This is a genomic window from Niallia taxi, from assembly GCF_004005475.1.
Classification (GTDB): Bacteria; Bacillota; Bacilli; order Bacillales; family Cytobacillaceae; genus Niallia; species Niallia taxi.
The window spans coordinates 33,553-50,532 of sequence record NZ_RZTZ01000011.1 but is presented as its reverse complement, the minus strand read 5'-3'; the positions used below and the strand labels follow the sequence as shown (position 1 = coordinate 50,532).

The 16,980-nt window shown below is 37.0% G+C and carries 14 protein-coding genes; 1 reads left to right on the top strand and 13 read right to left on the bottom strand.

The genetic code is table 11. The features are described from left to right. Positions 1 to 11 precede the first annotated feature (11 nt). Positions 12 to 1,283, top strand: a complete 1,272-nt coding sequence (locus EM808_RS20885; RefSeq protein WP_127740599.1) for an MFS transporter — start codon at positions 12 to 14, stop codon at positions 1,281 to 1,283. A gap of 37 nt (positions 1,284 to 1,320) precedes the next feature. On the opposite strand, the gene EM808_RS20880 is transcribed toward EM808_RS20885, so the two are convergent. The 13 genes from EM808_RS20880 to EM808_RS20820 form a co-directional block, all read right to left on the bottom strand. After that, complete coding sequence (locus EM808_RS20880; protein WP_225314712.1) at positions 1,321 to 1,893, bottom strand: CBO0543 family protein; 573 nt, start codon at positions 1,891 to 1,893, stop codon at positions 1,321 to 1,323. A 23-nt stretch (positions 1,894 to 1,916) separates the two neighbouring features. After that, on the bottom strand, positions 1,917 to 2,513 hold the full coding sequence (locus EM808_RS20875) for a CBO0543 family protein (RefSeq protein WP_127740407.1): 597 nt from the start codon (positions 2,511 to 2,513) through the stop codon (positions 1,917 to 1,919). Positions 2,514 to 2,658: 145 nt separating this feature from the next. Beyond that, positions 2,659 to 3,342 carry a DUF554 domain-containing protein gene (locus tag EM808_RS20870; protein ID WP_127740405.1) on the bottom strand — a complete coding sequence of 228 codons (684 nt, stop codon included), beginning with the start codon at positions 3,340 to 3,342 and terminating at the stop codon, positions 2,659 to 2,661. A gap of 77 nt (positions 3,343 to 3,419) precedes the next feature. Next, the gene (locus EM808_RS20865) at positions 3,420 to 4,235 is read right to left on the bottom strand and encodes a MerR family transcriptional regulator (RefSeq protein ID WP_127740403.1); all 816 of its coding nucleotides are present in this window, start codon (positions 4,233 to 4,235) and stop codon (positions 3,420 to 3,422) included. 79 nt (positions 4,236 to 4,314) lie between these two features. Beyond that, a complete protein-coding gene (locus EM808_RS20860) occupies positions 4,315 to 6,237 on the bottom strand; it encodes an LTA synthase family protein (RefSeq protein ID WP_127740595.1) in 1,923 nt (640 codons plus the stop codon). A gap of 889 nt (positions 6,238 to 7,126) precedes the next feature. After that, positions 7,127 to 8,317: a GTP-binding protein gene (locus EM808_RS20855; protein WP_127740401.1), complete on the bottom strand. Its 1,191-nt coding sequence runs from the start codon at positions 8,315 to 8,317 to the stop codon at positions 7,127 to 7,129. 38 nt (positions 8,318 to 8,355) lie between these two features. Beyond that, positions 8,356 to 8,724 (bottom strand): hypothetical protein, encoded by a 369-nt coding sequence (locus tag EM808_RS20850; RefSeq protein WP_127740399.1) that lies wholly within the window; start codon positions 8,722 to 8,724, stop codon positions 8,356 to 8,358. Between the two features lie 59 nt (positions 8,725 to 8,783). Next, positions 8,784 to 9,053 (bottom strand): 30S ribosomal protein S14, encoded by a 270-nt coding sequence (gene rpsN, locus EM808_RS20845; protein WP_127740397.1) that lies wholly within the window; start codon positions 9,051 to 9,053, stop codon positions 8,784 to 8,786. 72 nt (positions 9,054 to 9,125) lie between these two features. Continuing rightward, the gene (rpmG, locus tag EM808_RS20840; protein ID WP_127740395.1) at positions 9,126 to 9,275 is read right to left on the bottom strand and encodes a 50S ribosomal protein L33; all 150 of its coding nucleotides are present in this window, start codon (positions 9,273 to 9,275) and stop codon (positions 9,126 to 9,128) included. Positions 9,276 to 9,486: 211 nt separating this feature from the next. Further along, positions 9,487 to 11,679, bottom strand: coding sequence for a bifunctional diguanylate cyclase/phosphodiesterase (locus tag EM808_RS20835; RefSeq protein WP_127740393.1), 2,193 nt, complete (start codon positions 11,677 to 11,679; stop codon positions 9,487 to 9,489). Between the two features lie 398 nt (positions 11,680 to 12,077). Further along, the gene (locus tag EM808_RS20830) at positions 12,078 to 14,279 is read right to left on the bottom strand and encodes an alpha-galactosidase (RefSeq protein ID WP_127740391.1); all 2,202 of its coding nucleotides are present in this window, start codon (positions 14,277 to 14,279) and stop codon (positions 12,078 to 12,080) included. 71 nt (positions 14,280 to 14,350) lie between these two features. After that, a complete protein-coding gene (locus tag EM808_RS20825; RefSeq protein WP_164849735.1) occupies positions 14,351 to 15,376 on the bottom strand; it encodes a LacI family DNA-binding transcriptional regulator in 1,026 nt (341 codons plus the stop codon). A gap of 317 nt (positions 15,377 to 15,693) precedes the next feature. Beyond that, positions 15,694 to 16,938, bottom strand: a complete 1,245-nt coding sequence (locus EM808_RS20820; RefSeq protein WP_127740387.1) for a sensor histidine kinase — start codon at positions 16,936 to 16,938, stop codon at positions 15,694 to 15,696. Positions 16,939 to 16,980 lie beyond the last annotated feature (42 nt).

Here is a 16,980-nt window from a genome sequence, read left to right as displayed (position 1 = left end):
TCAGCTTGGGCTTGGACAAAAAGGAAAGTGGTTATAGATGGATTGTATTTAGCGCCGTCTTGTTTGCCTATTTCTTAATCGTAAGTCAAAGAACTGCTCCAGGACTTATTACGGAGCAAATCATGAATGATTTTCATATTTCAGCCTCAACAGTTGGAATGATAAGCAGTATTCAGTTTTTAGCATATGCAGGATTGCAAATTCCTGTTGGCCTATTATCAGATCGCTTTGGACCAAACCGATTTCTAATCATTGGTACTTTGCTCACAGGAGTCGGAAGTCTTTTTTATAGTATCGCACCTAATGAATATGTACTAATCATATCCCGTTTTATAGTCGGAGTTGGGGATGCTGCTATTTTTGTAAACTTAGTATTAATACTTAATGAATGGTTTAAAGGAAATGAATTTGTTAAATTGATGGGAATCGTTGCACTTATCGGCGGCATTGGTTCGTTATCTGCGACACTGCCCTTTTCCTTGTGGATTACGAATGCTGGCTGGAGGATTCCTTTTTTAAGCGTCAGTATCATTCTAATTTTGTTCTCGTTCATGCTTCATTTCGTATTAATCTCCAAGTCTAGGAGAATATTCAAACAAAATACTCCATCAAAACCGGAAAAGCCTGTTAGAAGGGAAAGCGTCTGGAGCATTCTCCGGCGTGTTGTAACTACCCAACAGGCTTGGGCAACCTTTCTTTGTCACTTTGGCGTAGTGGGAACCTATGTTGGCTTTATCGGTTCATGGGCTGTACCTTATGGCATGAATGTCTTTGATTTAACACGCTCTAGTGCGAGCCAAATTGTGATGTACGCATTAATTGGTACAATGATTGGCGGACCATTCCTCGGCTGGTTTTCCAGCAGAACCGGTCAAATAAAAAAAACATATACAATTGTCCATCTAGTTGTCATTATTGGCTGGGTTGGATTATTCAGCTTAAACACAAGCCCGCCTTTCTTAATGGTATTGTTCATGCTCTTCATCTTAGGATTTGGTAATGGCGCAAGCGCCTTAACATTTGCCATTGTACGCAAGTCATTCCCAATAGAAGAAGTAGGTGTTGTAACAGGTTTTGCGAATATGGGTGGTTTTTTAAGTGCTGTGTTATTGCCAATCTTTTTTGGCCATGTATTAGACTTCTTTCCGAAGGAGTCAATCAGTCTAGGCTATCATTACGGCTTTATCGTTCCTGTGATATTCTCATTATTCGGCCTTGTAGGCATACTATTAGTGAAGGAAGAGAAGGTTGCTGGCAGTAAAAAGGTTTTAAAAACCTCATAACAATGAAAAAAGGGGACTCCGAACGGGCTCCCTTTTTTTATTCTTGCTTGATTTCATTATTGATTTCATTAAATTTGCATTTATAAACAACGAAGTGGCTCAACAAATAAAAAACCGTCAGAATAATAAAGGAGTATGTATACTGCCATTGGAGCTTTTTATATAAATCAATCATACTAAGCAACGGTAAGCCTATATATGCCCCAAAAGCCCCAAACCCTATCGCTTTAATAAACGGATTTATCTTTGGTTTAAACTGCAGCAAAAGCATGACAACAACAGGCAACACCGAAAGCCGAAAAGAAAAATTAATTGATGCAACCGGAAAAACCTTTATTGGGTAGGACCAGCTCCCAAACATTACTCCAATGGTATCCAATATTTCAGACAAAACCATTACTAATAAGCCACCAGCAAATAATCTGCCTGAACTATTTTTATCACGAATAAAAAGCCATACTGACCATGGGATAATAATCATGCCAACAGCGATCCACCACTGCCATGTAAATAAAAAGGCGTGAAGGATGGCATCCACAATCATACTATTTCCTTCTGTAATTTTATCGTTAGCTTCATCAATTAGCCGCAAACCTTCTTGATATTTCATAGTATCCACCTTTAAATAATTACTCAAGTTTTTGTGTTTGGAAGCTCTGATTTGCTTTGCAATCTCAGGAAGAATTCCACTATTCCCTTTGACACAATTGTTATTAGTACGTAGCCTAAGAAAATATAAAAGTAATTAGTTCCCTTACTTAAATAGAACAAATGAATTTCCACAAAAAATGGCTTTAACAAAAAGGAAATAAGGGCAATTAGTAATAAGGAATGCAGGTAAAAGTTAGCCTTCTTTTTGAGCGTATATTGGTACATAAAGATAAAGAGCACTGGAACTAACGAACTGTCCATTCCAAAATGAATCGGAAGTGTTGGAATTGCTTTATACGGGTATCCCATATAATTGGCTCTTGTTGCCATACTATCGATATAAGCGGTCCACACATGTATATTAAATCCAAAGAAAAGCAGCAAAAACAATCTTTTTCGATCAATAAATAGGCACAGTATGATTAATGGCAGAATAATCATCAATACATTAAACCAAAATTGCCATGTATTAAAAGCTGAATACTCTAGCCAATATTCATTCCAAAGATCGAAGACTGCTTCTTGCGCCTCCTTTATTTCTTCATATTTCCTGGCTTGCTCTGTTGATATTACTGACATATTCTCCCTCCTTTTTTCGCCAATATTTACATTTAAAAATAAAGAGTAGTTTTATTATGCTACAGTGTGATTCCTGATATTCTTTTCCGTTTGTTTTTAGTCTCGATAACAAAAAAAAGGCTGCCAAATGGCAGCCTTTACTTGTCTATAAGTGCAATACATGCATGATAAGAAATACTAATGGCGGAATCAGCAAGGATGGCAAAAGATTAAGGGTATTGCATTTTTTTATTCCTAATATGCTTAAGCCTGAAGCGAGAATTAATATCCCCCCGACAATAGTAATTTCATTTAGTAGGGCATTGCTTAAGGAGTTTTCCATTAAGAGCGCTATTAAGTAAATGGAGCCTTGCCAGCAAAAAAGGACAATAGCAGCAACTGCTATGCCAATTCCAAATGTTGAGGCTAAAACAATGGATGTTATGCCGTCTAACATTCCGTTTGCAAGCAAATATGTATAATCCCCTTTAAGTGCTGCTTCTACAGGTCCTAAAATGGACAATGATCCTATACAAAATAATAAAATGGCTGTAGATAAACCTTCTGCTAAATTCCCTTTTGAATATTTATTGACTAAGGCATTGAATCTTGTTTCTAAGTCAAGCTTTTGACCGATAATTCCTCCAATTGCAAGACTGACAATAAAGAGGACTGGATATTTACTTGAAGGCAAATGCTGTACGATAGCATTTATGCCTAATCCCATTGCAACTAACCCCATTGCCTGCATGAGAATGGAATGGTATTCATCCTTAATCCCTTTTTTAAAAATGCTGCCAATAATACTGCCTGCTATAATCATTCCGACATTAAAAAACGTTCCAAACATGTCCTTTCCCCTTTCGAACTTTAATGAACCTAAAATTAAAAATAAACCCTCCAGTAACTAGAGGGTCAAGAAAAAAATTATCTTTTATATGGCAGCAATATTTCTGTTACATATTTTTCTACGTCATTTGTTAAACCAGAGTCAATGATCGTAATTTCAATTGAATCATCAATAAGTTTGTAATCGCAATCCTTCATATAAGTAAGTAATCTTTTATAATGATAGGCGGCCTCCATATGGGTACCTTTAAAGCGAATTCTAAGATACTCTCTCTCAGGTATCGTAATAGAGGCAGAATCGAGTTGATCTCCCTCCTCTAAAACCATAAACACACTTGAATATGTAGCAAAGTTGGCAGCTTCTAATTGAGGCATTGAAATGGATATTCCTATCTTCCCTAAAAATACGCCCCCGTTTATGCCGAAATTACTTCTTAGTTCTGTTATAGGGTGCTCAAGATCCTCCCCAAGCACATATTGATGTCTTAAGTAAGCTAATCGCATCTCAGGCAGCTTTATCTCCATAATCTCGTCAAGTGGTGTATGGACAGCATCTTCTATTTGCAAAATCCGATGAGAGATTTTCTTTTCCATTATCTCCAGATTTCTTTTTTTCTTTGCCACTTCCTCCTTTTGCTCCTTTAGCATACTAACAAGAGAATCAATATCTCGGAGTGCAAAAAAATCGATAATTTTGCTGATAGGTAAATCCAATGCTCTTAAGTATTTAATTGAATTTAACCGTTCAAATTGCTGTGTCGAATAATAACGGTAGTTTGTTTTTTCATCCATATAGGCTGGATGCAGTAACCCTATTTCATCATAATAACGGAGTGTCGCCACTTTAATATCGAACAGTTTGGACACTTCGCCAATTGTAAAATAATCCTTCATAAAGAAACCCCTTTACTGTTAATCCTAAAAAAACTGCACCCTTACATTGGTTTCTCTCCAATCAGAGTGCAGCACTTTATTATTTTTGGATACTACTGTAATTGTAGTCAGAACGATCTATCGGAGTAAAGCTCTTCGGTGTGTAAAAGCGCAATAAATCCCCATTAACTACCTTATCGGAAAGTCTTAATGTTTCCTCCACACTTGCTTGATAATCCTTCGCTTTTTCGAGTAATTTCTCATCATCAATTAACTCACCTGTTTTGGAATCATAGTATTTACCATCTGTTAATGTAAATTCAGGACTGACAAATTCTCCATTTCGGAATGGAATTACTTCGTCATGCTCTTCTGAGAGAATATCTGTCCCAAAATGGATATAATCCTTCGTATTAACACCTAACAAATGTAACAATGTTGGCAGAAGATCAATTTGACCAGCATATTGATGCATTGTTCCGCCTTCCATTCCTGGCACCCGAATCAGAAGTGGAGTTCGTTGGAGTCCGGCACTTTCATAGGAATTTACTTCTTTACCGATCACCTTTTCCATTGCTGCATTATGATTTTCTGAAATACCATAATGGTCACCATACATAATAATAATCGAATTGTCGTATAGACCTTTCTCTTTCAGGTCTGCGAAGAACTGCTCCATCGCTTCATCGGCATAACGTGCTGTTTGAAAGTAGTTATCTACAACCTTATTGCCAGTATTGTTTGGTGCGATTGTTGCTTCCTCTTGCTTCATTGTAAAAGGATAATGATTTGTCACTGTAATGAATTTCGTATAGAAAGGCTGGCTCATCGAACTCAAGTACGGCATAGACTGCTCGAAAAACGGTTTGTCCATTAAACCATAGTCTGCCAGCTGTTCAGGATTCATGTCATAGGAATTTGAATCATAAAAGCTGTTATATCCAAACGATTTATAAATTTCATCCCGATTCCAAAAGCTGCCAGTATTTCCGTGAAATACAGCCGACGTATAACCAAGCTGACCTAATACTCCAGGAGCTGCCTGATAGGTGTTCAAGCCTTTCGTAGTAAAAGCAGAGCCTTGCGGAAGACCATATAAGGAGTTCTCAATCATAAATTCAGCATCTGCTGTTTTTCCTTGGGCCGTTTGGTGGAAGAAATTATCGAAGTACAATGTGTTTTCATCCTTTGTCAAGGAATTAAGAAATGGAGTTGCCTCTTCCCCGTTCAATTCATAATTAATAATGAAATTTTGAATGGATTCCATATGGACATAAATAACATTCATGCCCTCTCCAACACCAAAATACTTAGCGTTTGGTTCTGCATAATTTGATTGTGTATAATTAATAACTTCCGCCATATCATCTGTATCTGCAAGCACACGCTGAGCAGAAGCCTTTGTACTTTGCACTGCATCATAGATGGTATAATTATACATCCCTAAATATTTAACAATATAATTCCGGTCAAATCCCCTTGTCAATAACTCAGGACGGTCTACTTCAGCTAATGCCAAATTCATGCCTGAAATTCCTAAGGCAATACCGAAAATACTTAAACCTTGTTTAAAACCGACGGGCTTCACATTAACTTTCACCCTTTTAAAAACAAGCAATAAAACTAGCAGCACACTGTCAATAAAAAACAAAAAGTCTAATGGCTTTAATAATGAATAGATACTTCCGCTTACATCTCCGAAGTTTTGCGTTTGAGTAAGTGTCGGCAATGTAATAAAATCATTAAAAAAGCGATAGTACAGTGCATTCGCATAAAGCAGGAATGAAAGGACAAAATCAATAACAATTAGCACAACATATTTTTTTCTTCCTTTAAATGTCAGGGCTAACCCCAGAAATAAAAGGGATGAACCAAGCGGGTTTAAGAAAAGCAAAAATTTCTGAAGTGAATTACCTAATCCTAAATCAAATTGCGTCAGCTGTACCACATATGTTTTCATCCATAGCAGAAACACTGCAGCAAAAAAGAAGGATAAATATTGTTTATTTGTGTCTTTGTTCATATTTAAATTTTTTATTTTTAACACCAACCTCTATCTTTTATATCCGTCTCCATATGAATTTTTTTATCATTTACAAGTGTACCATTTTTGGTCTAGTAAATTAAATAAGATGGAGAGTGTGAGAAAATGGGATACACCCAATAATTTCGGAAAATTATACTTTGGTACATACCTCCATAACCACCACTTTATATTCACTATTAATCCCTTTATTAATTATACGTAAAAAAGAAGTAAAAAGTTTCACCACAATTTCTTCCATCTAAAGAGTTTCCATGTATTGTAAGCGAATACCATAGCATTATAACGTATTATACGATATGGCAGCGTTTTGTTCCACCCTCCACCTATGCAAGCTTAGAGCAACTGGGACAAAATTATTTCTACCTTAGATTTATCCGAAACAATTTAGGGAGATTCCATTTATAAATTCATGTTTAGGTTATCTGTAAGGGTAAGGACTTTCAAATTAATTATTAGAAGGCTTAGGAGAAGCACACTCCAAATGAAGAATAAAAATGGATCTAATAGCATGCTGCTATTAACCGAAGTGGAAAACAGGGGCTGAGAAATAAGGTTGTAGCTCTGAAACAAACCCGACTATTTAATCGTTAATCGTTCGGATTTTAATGTTTTTGGTTTTAAATATCGTAGTGGAATGGAGAGGAGGCCACTCGACTCTTGCAGGAAATAGTGGAAAGGATGAGACCCCGCAGGCGAAGCCGCGGAGACTCAAGCTTTGCCCGCTAAAAGCGCGAGTACGTGCGCGCAGTGAAACGATTTGAAGCCTTATTTTATTTATAATCCAAAGCTCCATTGTTTCAGGGGTAGATGATAATTATTTATTATTCATGTTTAGATAGGTTACATTTTGTTTAACTTCTGTGCCTTATGCAATTTCCCAGTAGAATGGGTCACCTAGTGCAGACCAGTCATCGGCATATTCGTCCTCTGTTAATAAGCACTCATCTAATTCCTTTCTGATTAAATCGACATCTAAATCCATTCCAATAAACACTAATTTTGTGTGTCGATCACCATGGTCATTGTCCCAGCTATCGATCAATTGGGGGTTTGTTTTCATTATCTCCTCTTGCCTGTCTTTAGAGAGGGATGCAACCCAATAGGAAATAGGCTCGACTTTCACAGAAGGACCTGCTTGTGAAAGAAGGATAGCTATATTATTACGAGATGCACACCATGCAATCCCCTTTGCACGGACTATTTGCATGGGCATTTGTCCGCACCATGAATTAAAGCGTTCTGAATGAAATGGCCGTCTGCTATAATAAACGAAGGAGCCCACTCCATATTCCTCTGTTTCTGGCGTATGTTGTGCAGGTCCTGCGTTTAACTCCTTCAGCCACCCAGCAGAAAGACTCGCTTTCTCAAAATTAAATAAATTGGTATGTAATATTTCGTTAATATCTATTGAACTATTTACTGTACGAATAATTTTTGCCTCGGGCTGCAGGCTTCTTAAAACCTTTTCTAAGCTTTCAATTGCTTCCTCTGTTACTAAATCACATTTATTCAATAACAGAATATCGCAAAACTCAATTTGGTCTATCAAAAGGTCTGCAATATTACGCTCATCATCCTCGCCAACTGCTTCTTTTCTGTCTAGTAAGGAATCTCCTGATTCATAATCATGCCAAAACCGATTAGCATCCACAACTGTTACCATTGTATCTAATTCACAAAATTTCGTAAGATCAATCCCCAGCTCCTCGTCAATATAGGAAAAGGTTTGCGCAACAGGAATTGGTTCACTAATGCCTGAAGATTCTATCAGGATATAATCAATATCTCCTTGCTTAGCAAGGCTTTCTACCTCTTCTAACAAGTCTTCTCGTAATGTGCAGCAAATGCAACCATTAGACATTTCAACAAGCTTTTCCTCTGTTCTCGAAAAGCCACCTTTTGTCTGGATGATTTCACTGTCTATGTTAACCTCACTCATATCGTTAACGATAACCGCTACCCTCAGCCCTTCTCGATTATTTAACACATGATTAAGCAAGGTCGTTTTCCCTGAACCTAAATAGCCACTTAGCACTGTTACAGGTATTTTTTTCATTTCTCATCGCCCTCTTTTTCAAATTTTATGTAGATGTATTAATTCACAAAAACAAACGACCATTTGCTTTTTATTTTATTTTTGGCTGCTGGCTTGTAATCTGTCATATCTATCCATTTTATTCGTTTGTATCTCTCTATCATTGTCCGGTCAATTTCTCCTTGAGCTTGATTAATTACTGCTTTAATATGTGGTACCTTCAGTGAAAAATGCTCTGCCGCTTTTCTTATAGGAGATTTTTCATTCATTAGTTTAATAAAGTGGCTTTCATTAACTGCCATCCTTTCTAATTCATCCTCTTCGCATTCAATGAATCGGTATATTTCTCGCATTGTTGACGGCAGGCTTTCAATTGTACTCCTATAAAGGAACTCAACCAGAATAGGATTAATCAAATTCATATCCATAACATCCTCCAGTAAAGTTATTCAAGCCGCCAATACTAGATATGACGGCTGTTTTATTATTACCAGCTAGCCTTTTTCACACCAGGAATTTGTCCTTTATGTGCATATTCTCTAAAAGCAATCCGCGACATTTTGAATTTTCTCAAGTAACCTCTTGGTCTTCCTGTCACTTCACATCTGTTTTTTAATCGGGTTGGCGAAGAATCTCTTGGGAGTTTTCTAAGTGCCTCATAATCCCCTTTTTCTTTCAACTCCATTCTTAATTCCGCATATTTTTCCACCATAACTTGGCGTTTTTTTTCCTTTACTACTTTAGACTTTTTTGCCATTCCATTCATCCCCTTCTATAATCGTAATGATTACGATTTAAAATCTATAATTGTCCAATGACCATTTTATTTTTACTTTGTTTCTCTATGCAGTGTCCTTTTTTGTAACCGAGGGCAATACTTCATGAACTCTAAACGATCCGGATTATTCCGCTTGTTTTTGGTTGTAATATAATTCCTGTCCCCAGTTTCTGTACATGCTAACGTAATTTTTACTCTCATTATAATTCCTCCTTTTGATAATACCGATAAGTGATTATCAGCTGTTATCAAATCGTAATGATTACGATTTGATGTTATATAAATTTATATTTTAGTTGAGTAATTTGGTTTTTGCAAGTCTTTTCACTAAAAAAAGTGATTTTTATCTCTCTTCCCTTTTCCGAGCATAAAAAAAAGATCAGCTTTTCCTATCAAACTGATCTTTTTCTTTCTATAACCAACTGCCCAAGTCAGATTCAATTAAATGAAGCTCATTAAGTGGCAAAGGCTTGCTGTAGTAGTAGCCTTGTGCTTTTTCACAGTTCATTCCTTTTAAAACACTCACTTGCTCCTCTGTCTCTACTCCTTCGGCAATAACCTTCAGACCTAGATTATGAGCCATGACGATAATTGTGGAGGCAATACTGCAATCATCCATATTTTCCCCGATGTTTTGAATAAAAGATTTATCTATTTTCAGATAATCAATCGGAAACTTTTGCAGATACTGCAAAGAGCTGTACCCAGTTCCAAAATCATCGATAGAAATTTCTACTCCTAGATCCTTCAATTGATAAAGTATTTGAGTTGCTTTTTCAACATCCATTGTCATGCTTTCCGTAATTTCCAGCGTAATATAGGCAGGATTTATACCTTCCTCGGTTAAAATGCTTGCCACTGTAGAAACAAAGCTACTGTCAAAAAATTGCCGTAAAGATAGATTGACAGAAAAGTTCATTGGGGAAAGGCCCCTCTCTTGTCTTGCTTTCAGCTCCTGGCATACCTTCCTTAGCACCCATTCTCCAATCGGAATGATTAAACCAGTATCTTCCGCAATTTTTATGAACTTTTCAGGTGAAATAAGACCAAGCTCTGGATGCTGCCACCTTATTAAAGCCTCAGCACTTGTAGCAGCATTTGTCTTTAAATCTACTATTGGTTGAAAATGCAGTTTAAAATGCTTAGAAATATCAGCCTTTCTTAACTCCGTTTCTAAAAGAAACAGGTCAGATGACTGAAAGTCGAACTTCTCATTGTAAAATTGATAATTATTTCTTCCTTCTTTTTTTGCTTCATACATAGCGATATCTGCATTTCGAATCAATGTCACATTATTTTCACTATCCTTTGGATACATAGCAATCCCTATGCTTGGTGTAATAAAAATTTCATGTCCATCAATAATAAATGGGGAAGAGAGGATTTGGATAATTTTTTTTGCCTTTTTTCTTACTTCCTCTTCCGTAACATTTCTAAGTAATACCGTAAATTCGTCCCCGCCTTGTCTTGAGACTGTCTCCCTTTTTTGAATGCATTTATTTAACCGCTCTGCAAACTGCTTTAAAAGAATATCTCCCACATGGTGACCAAGTGTATCATTAATAAATTTAAAGCGATCCAGATCCATAAATAGCAGTGCCAAATGTTGATTATTATTTGCAGGCTGGAAATCAGCAATCGCGGCTTTCAGCTTTTCCTCAAAGAACCGCCTGTTAGGCAGCCCTGTCAGCTCATCATGGTAAGCCAGATGCTGAATCTTCTCTTCTGCCATACTTCTTTGAATGACTAAACTCGTCAGATATGTAGCTTCTTCAATAAGCTTTATGTATTTAGGGTTAGGAGTATTGGGTTTTGAATGATAAATCGCAAAGCAGCCAATAACATTATTAAAGCTATCAAATACCGGTGTTGACCAACAAGCCTTCAGTCCATGCGCTAATGCTTCATCCCGGTAATCCTCCCATAATGGATCAACAGCAATATCTGAAACAATAATCCGCTGTTTAAAATAAGCTGCTGTTCCGCATGAACCGCTTTTTGGGCCAATGGGAATACCATTGATGAAGGTAGCAAATTCACTTGGCAACTTTGGCGATGAAGCGGTATATAATTTGTTTTGTTCTTTGTCAGCAATCATAACTGAACAATGACTATCCTTCGCAACTTTTTCCACAATTGAAACAATCTCGTCTAAAATGGTTGTATAATTTATGCCATCCACAATCATTTTGAGGATTTTATTTTGTTCCTTTACAAGAAACTCCATATAATTTTGCTGTGTGACATCTTTGGCAACACCTACAATCCCCATTGGCCTTTTAGCTCTGAAAATCGGCACAGCAACTATTGATAAATCAATTTTTTCTCCTTGTTTATTACGAATAGATACCTCAACACTATCCTTGTCGCCATTTAGCAAGCCTTCCAGTTTTTTTATTGTTACTTTCCTATCCTGTTTCTCAATTAAATCCTCATATGACAGATGAAAAAACTCTTTATCAGAGTAACCTGTCAGGATTTCTGCAGCCGGATTTACCAATAGGAACTCACCGCGCATGTTTAAAGCAAAACAAGCTTCACTATTATAGTTAAATAGTGATTTATAAGTATCAAATAGCGAATCTTCACTTACTGGATTATCCATCTTGACCTCTTCTTTCTTTACAATGCAATCGTTTAATAATTCTCTTCATTCTTTTATCGGCTGATTTACTATAATTTTCACATGAATATACAACTAATGGTGGAAACAACCATAAATGGAAATAGAAAAGAGCCGCCATTCGGCAGCTCTCTATTAAAAAACTATTTCTTGCAAGTAATTATCAATATCTATTAAAAAGCTAGAGAATACTGCGTTTTGATAGATAAAGAATAATAAGTAAATTGAAAAATCTGATAAAACTTCAAGCACTCGTAATCAAAAATCGTAACCAAAAATTAAAAAGCACTTCCCTCGAAAAAGAGAAGTGCTTTGAAACGTTGATATAACAATGATTAACGTTTGCTAAAGTGTGGTGCACGACGAGCGCCTTTAAGACCTTATTCTTTAATTGCTTTTAAATGCCAGCAATAGCTTTGAAAGTCTCCTTGCAATTCTATTGGTATGCTCATTCCAGCATAGGTTAGTTCGTCTCCGCCATAGATAATATCTGTACCGGTTACCTGATAACCCTTCTGAACATCAATCCCTGTTAATTTCAGAACAGAAGCTGGGGCTGCTGGTTCTGCGAGCACCCTAAAATAATAAACAATCATTTCTGTTTTGTCTTTATTGGTAAACAGCCATGCTGTTTCATTTCCTTCAAACGGACTTTTCAAGCGGTAAAAATCACCAAACTGTATGAGCTTGCGAGTTTCCTTATAGCTTGACACTTGATTTTTCACTGCTGTTTTCTCGTCTGCTGTCAGCTTCGTCAAATCTAGTTCATAGCCAAAGTTGCCGGACATAGCAACATGTCCGCGCATTTCAATAGAAGCTATTCGCTGTACCTGGTGATTTGGAACGGCAGAGACATGTGCTCCAATAGAAGAAACCGGATAAACCAAGCTTGTTCCATATTGGATTTTCAGTCTTGAGACTGCATCAGTATTATCGCTGGTCCATGTTTGCGGCATATAATAGAGCATCCCTGCATCAAACCTTCCACCACCCCCTGAGCAGCTTTCAAAAAGGATATGTGGAAAATCTTCCGTAATTTTCTCCAGCATCTTATATAAACCAAGCATATATCTATGTGCCGTTTCTCTCTGTCTGTCCGCTGGAAGATGAGCTGAACCAATTTCTGTCATATTACGATTCATATCCCACTTTACGTAGGAAATCGGGATATTTGTTAAAATATCGCTAATTCGTTTTGTAATTTCCTTGCGAACATCCTCCCTCGAAAGATCTAACACTAATTGATTGCGGCTTTCTGAGGATTCACGTCCTGGTACATGAAGGCACCAATCTGGATGTTCACGGAACAAATCACTGTCAACAGACACCATTTCCGGTTCCATCCATATACCGAATTGCATCCCCTTCTCTTTTACTTGATTTGCGAGATTATCAAGTCCCTCTGGAAGCTTACGAAGGTCGACGAACCAATCACCCAAGGATGACTTATCATTATCCCGCTTTCCAAACCAGCCATCATCAAGAACAAATAATTCGATTCCCAGCTCTTTTCCAGCATCAGCTATTTCAAGAATTTTGTCTGCAGTGAAATTAAAATAAGTAGCTTCCCAGTTGTTAACCAAGATCGGACGTTCCTTGTCCCTATACTCTCCTCTTACTAAACGTGTTCGATACAGGTCGTGAAAGGTCCTCGACATATCGCCAAGCCCTGCTGATGAATACACCATAACAGCCTCAGGTGCTTGAAAAACTGCTCCCGGATCAAGCTTCCAGCTGAAATCAAACGGATTAATCCCCATTGTGACCCTTGTGTTGCTGAATTGATCTACCTCCGCTTGTGCCAGGAAATTACCGCTATAAACAAAGTTAAACGCATATACCTCACCTGCATATTCTGTTGTGTCCTTCCTAAGTAAGGCGATGAACGGGTTATGCTGGTGACTGCTCGACCCGCGTGCGCTTTCAATTGATTGGATGCCATGTCGCAACGGCTGTCTTTCTATGTGACGCTCTCTTACATGTGCTCCATGAAGATGCAGAAAATCAAAGTCAGCCTCCCGAAAGTCTACACTAAGACTCTGTACATTTAGAAGCTTGAGTGAGGAATTGCCGTCATTAACAATTTTCACTGAACGGGTCATCGCATTAAAATGTTTGAACACCGTGTAGCTTAAAATGACCTTTAACCCGATAAGCTTATCAATCATTGTAATTTCCAATGTTTCCGCTTCTTCTTCCTTTTCAACATATGTAGCTGGCAGCCCATCTAACGGCTTTTTTCCTTTATGAATAGTATGCGAATCGTAACGCAAATCGGTCACTGTCGATCCATTCTCCAGCTGAATTTGATAGGCTGGCTTTCTAAAATCAGAGTTTCCATATTGCGGATATTCTTGCGGCAATGTATCAAGTGAAAATGTTCTGTCCTCCTTATGCTGATAGGGATTTCCCGAAAATCCTCTGTCCATTTGCTGCAAATAGTTAGGATGATGGTATTCCTTAACCTTTCGGCCCCAATAAAGATGAACTAAATAACCGTCTCTGACCACTTCCATAACATAACTTGTATCTTTTGCTTTTAGATGAAAAATTTTCCTCTTCGCGTCAAAAAAAATCCCCATAAACCGCCAACTCCCTCTATTAATAGTCACACTGTTTACTTTTCCAAAACATTTAAATAATAGATAATTCGCTATACTGATTTCTTTGCATCACTTACACTATCACGAAACACTAGTTCAGTAGGTATTGTCACTTTCATTGGAACACTTCTGCCATTTAATCTGTCATAAAGCAGCTTTACCGCTGTTTTCCCCATCTCCTCTCCATATACCTTTACAGTAGAAAGCCGTGGGTTCATGAATGCAGCTGCTTCAATATCATCAAAGCTGAATACAGATACGTCCTGCGGTACGTTTATGTCATTTTCATGCAATGCACGAAGAACACCTAAAGCCATCGGGTCACTTGCAACAACAATAGCCGTCGGAATTTGCTTGGAGTCAATGAGTTGCTTCGTTAAGGAATAGCCCCCACCTGGTCCCCAATCTCCTTCAAGCACGTGACAGATTAACCCGTTCTCCTTCATAACCTGTTCATACGTTTTTCTTCTTATATCTACCTTGGCAGCTGTATGAAGATTACTCACACTAAATACCTTTCCCTCTCCTCCGATATAGGTAATTTCTGTATGCCCTAATTCAAAGAGACGATTAAGCACATTCCGTGTTGCTCCTTTCAAGTCCGCTACAACAACATCAATATTCGAAACTGCTGGCACTTGATCTACGGCAATAATATGCTCGTTTTCCATATACAGCGTTTGCAAATCTGCTATATCAATGTCGCCAATCACAATCAATCCATCTAACCCAACAAGACCCTCTGAGGCAATGGGAGTGTTCCCGACTGTCATCATTACTGCAAGATTAATAGAAAATTGACTGCAAATGGTTTCTACACCAAGGCGGATGGATTGAAAATAAGGATCAATTGCTTCATCATTTAAAAAGATAATCCCGATTTGATAATTGTTTCCTTTTTTTATTTCTTTCGTTTGTTTTTTTCTTACTGGTTTATAATCTAACTCACTTGCCACCTTCATTACACGCTTTTTCGTTTCCTCTGTTACAGACAGGGTTTGATCTTTATTAAGTATTCTTGAGACAGTTGCAGTAGAAACATTCGCTTTTTCTGCAATATCCTTTATAGTTGCCACTAGTTCACCTACCGCCATTAGTTATATTAACTAAATATTCTAACGAAAATATAACACGGAATACGCTTACATTCAATATATTCTTAAAAAAACACTTAAATATTTGTTTTTATACTTATTTTTAAGTGAAATTAGAATTTAATTACTAAATAAACGAAATAAATATCAGGTTTCAATCTAGTTATCAACTTACATTTACTAACCATTTACTAAACATTTACTTACATTCAAGCATTTCTTTTAATAAATTTGAAAATAATAAGAAAAAAATAAAGCGGCTTTCCTTTATATTGGAATGCCGCTTTATTCAGTATTTGTTAAATTTCATGAAAAGTAATTTGGAAAATGGTCCCATTCTTTTTATCGCTTGTTACGCGCCATTTTCCACCCATCTCACCAATTATTTGAAGTGTTACCATTAACCCCAGGCCTGTCCCTTTTTCCTTAGTTGAGTAAAAAGGCAAACCAAGCTTATCAATTTGGTCTGTTGTTAGGCCTTCTCCATCATCTACAATAAAGATATCAACCTGCTTCTTATTCTGGCTGATTGTTACATGAACATTTTTCGCAGCTGCTTCAATGGAGTTTTTGATTATATTGATAAACATTTGCTGAATTTGGGATGAATTCCCCAAGATGACCGCTCGTCCATCTACTTCTAAGGAAATCTCCACATTGCTCATAAGTGCATAAGAAGATAGGGAGGAAATTGACTTTTTTGCTTCTAGCTCTAAATCCATAACACTATGTTTTTTTCTTGTTTGATTTTTTCCTAAAGAGAGATAATCAGAAATTATTTCATTTGCTCTATTTATTTCTTCTAAACTTATTTTCAAGTACTCTTTTTGCGGCTCTGTTATATTATCAGCTGTTTGGAGAAGCTGCAAAAAGCCTTTAATACTCGTCATTGGGTTTCTTATTTCATGTGCTACACTAGCAGCGAGCTCGCCAACAACCTGCATTTTTTCATTTCTTTGAACTTCTTTTCTTAACAGCACCTTTTCACGGTGTGACTCGATTAAGTAAATCGAAAACCAAGCTAGCATACCGTTGACTAGGATAAACAAAAGATAATTTAATAATATCGTCATAGTCATTATATCGTTGCCGAATAATACCGCAATAAACGGCAGCATCGCAGAACAAATAGTAACATAAAAAACCGATAAATAAATTTTCTTCTTAACAGGCAAAAAATGAAACTTCTTCTGTGCAATGAAAATAAACATAATAGAAATCAGCATTGCGACAAAGGAGGGAATCATACCGACTCCACCAAATAAGGAACGAACACAAAAGAACGAAATGGAAACAAATAATCCCGCACCTGTTCCCCCGTATATAAACGCTAAATACCAAGGCACCACACGAGCATCAAGACGAACTCCATCAAGAATAATCGAAAACATAATGGATAGTGCCAATGTAATAGTACAAAATAATCCCCACATGACTTTTTCCTTTTTATCATCTATTCGGCCATTTGCTAACACTAAATAGAGAATAATAGGAATTTGAACGATTAACATTTGAAGCAGGAGCTGGTTGTATTGAAATTGCATTGTAATCTCCTAAATTTTAACTAAACTTATTTCGTGTCATAC

Excerpts from the sequence above, each read along its gene's own strand:
- EM808_RS20880 (WP_225314712.1), bottom strand. The coding sequence starts at position 1,893 with ATGAAATATCAAGAAGGTTTGCGGCTAATTGATGAAGCTAACGATAAA.
- EM808_RS20875 (WP_127740407.1), bottom strand. The coding sequence starts at position 2,513 with ATGTCAGTAATATCAACAGAGCAAGCCAGGAAATATGAAGAAATAAAG.
- EM808_RS20870 (WP_127740405.1), bottom strand. The coding sequence starts at position 3,342 with ATGTTTGGAACGTTTTTTAATGTCGGAATGATTATAGCAGGCAGTATT.
- EM808_RS20865 (WP_127740403.1), bottom strand. The coding sequence starts at position 4,235 with ATGAAGGATTATTTTACAATTGGCGAAGTGTCCAAACTGTTCGATATT.
- EM808_RS20860 (WP_127740595.1), bottom strand. The coding sequence starts at position 6,237 with ATGAACAAAGACACAAATAAACAATATTTATCCTTCTTTTTTGCTGCA.
- EM808_RS20855 (WP_127740401.1), bottom strand. The coding sequence starts at position 8,317 with ATGAAAAAAATACCTGTAACAGTGCTAAGTGGCTATTTAGGTTCAGGG.
- EM808_RS20850 (WP_127740399.1), bottom strand. The coding sequence starts at position 8,724 with ATGGATATGAATTTGATTAATCCTATTCTGGTTGAGTTCCTTTATAGG.
- rpsN (WP_127740397.1), bottom strand. The coding sequence starts at position 9,053 with ATGGCAAAAAAGTCTAAAGTAGTAAAGGAAAAAAAACGCCAAGTTATG.
- rpmG (WP_127740395.1), bottom strand. The coding sequence starts at position 9,275 with ATGAGAGTAAAAATTACGTTAGCATGTACAGAAACTGGGGACAGGAAT.
- EM808_RS20835 (WP_127740393.1), bottom strand. The coding sequence starts at position 11,679 with ATGGATAATCCAGTAAGTGAAGATTCGCTATTTGATACTTATAAATCA.
- EM808_RS20830 (WP_127740391.1), bottom strand. The coding sequence starts at position 14,279 with ATGGGGATTTTTTTTGACGCGAAGAGGAAAATTTTTCATCTAAAAGCA.
- EM808_RS20820 (WP_127740387.1), bottom strand. The coding sequence starts at position 16,938 with ATGCAATTTCAATACAACCAGCTCCTGCTTCAAATGTTAATCGTTCAA.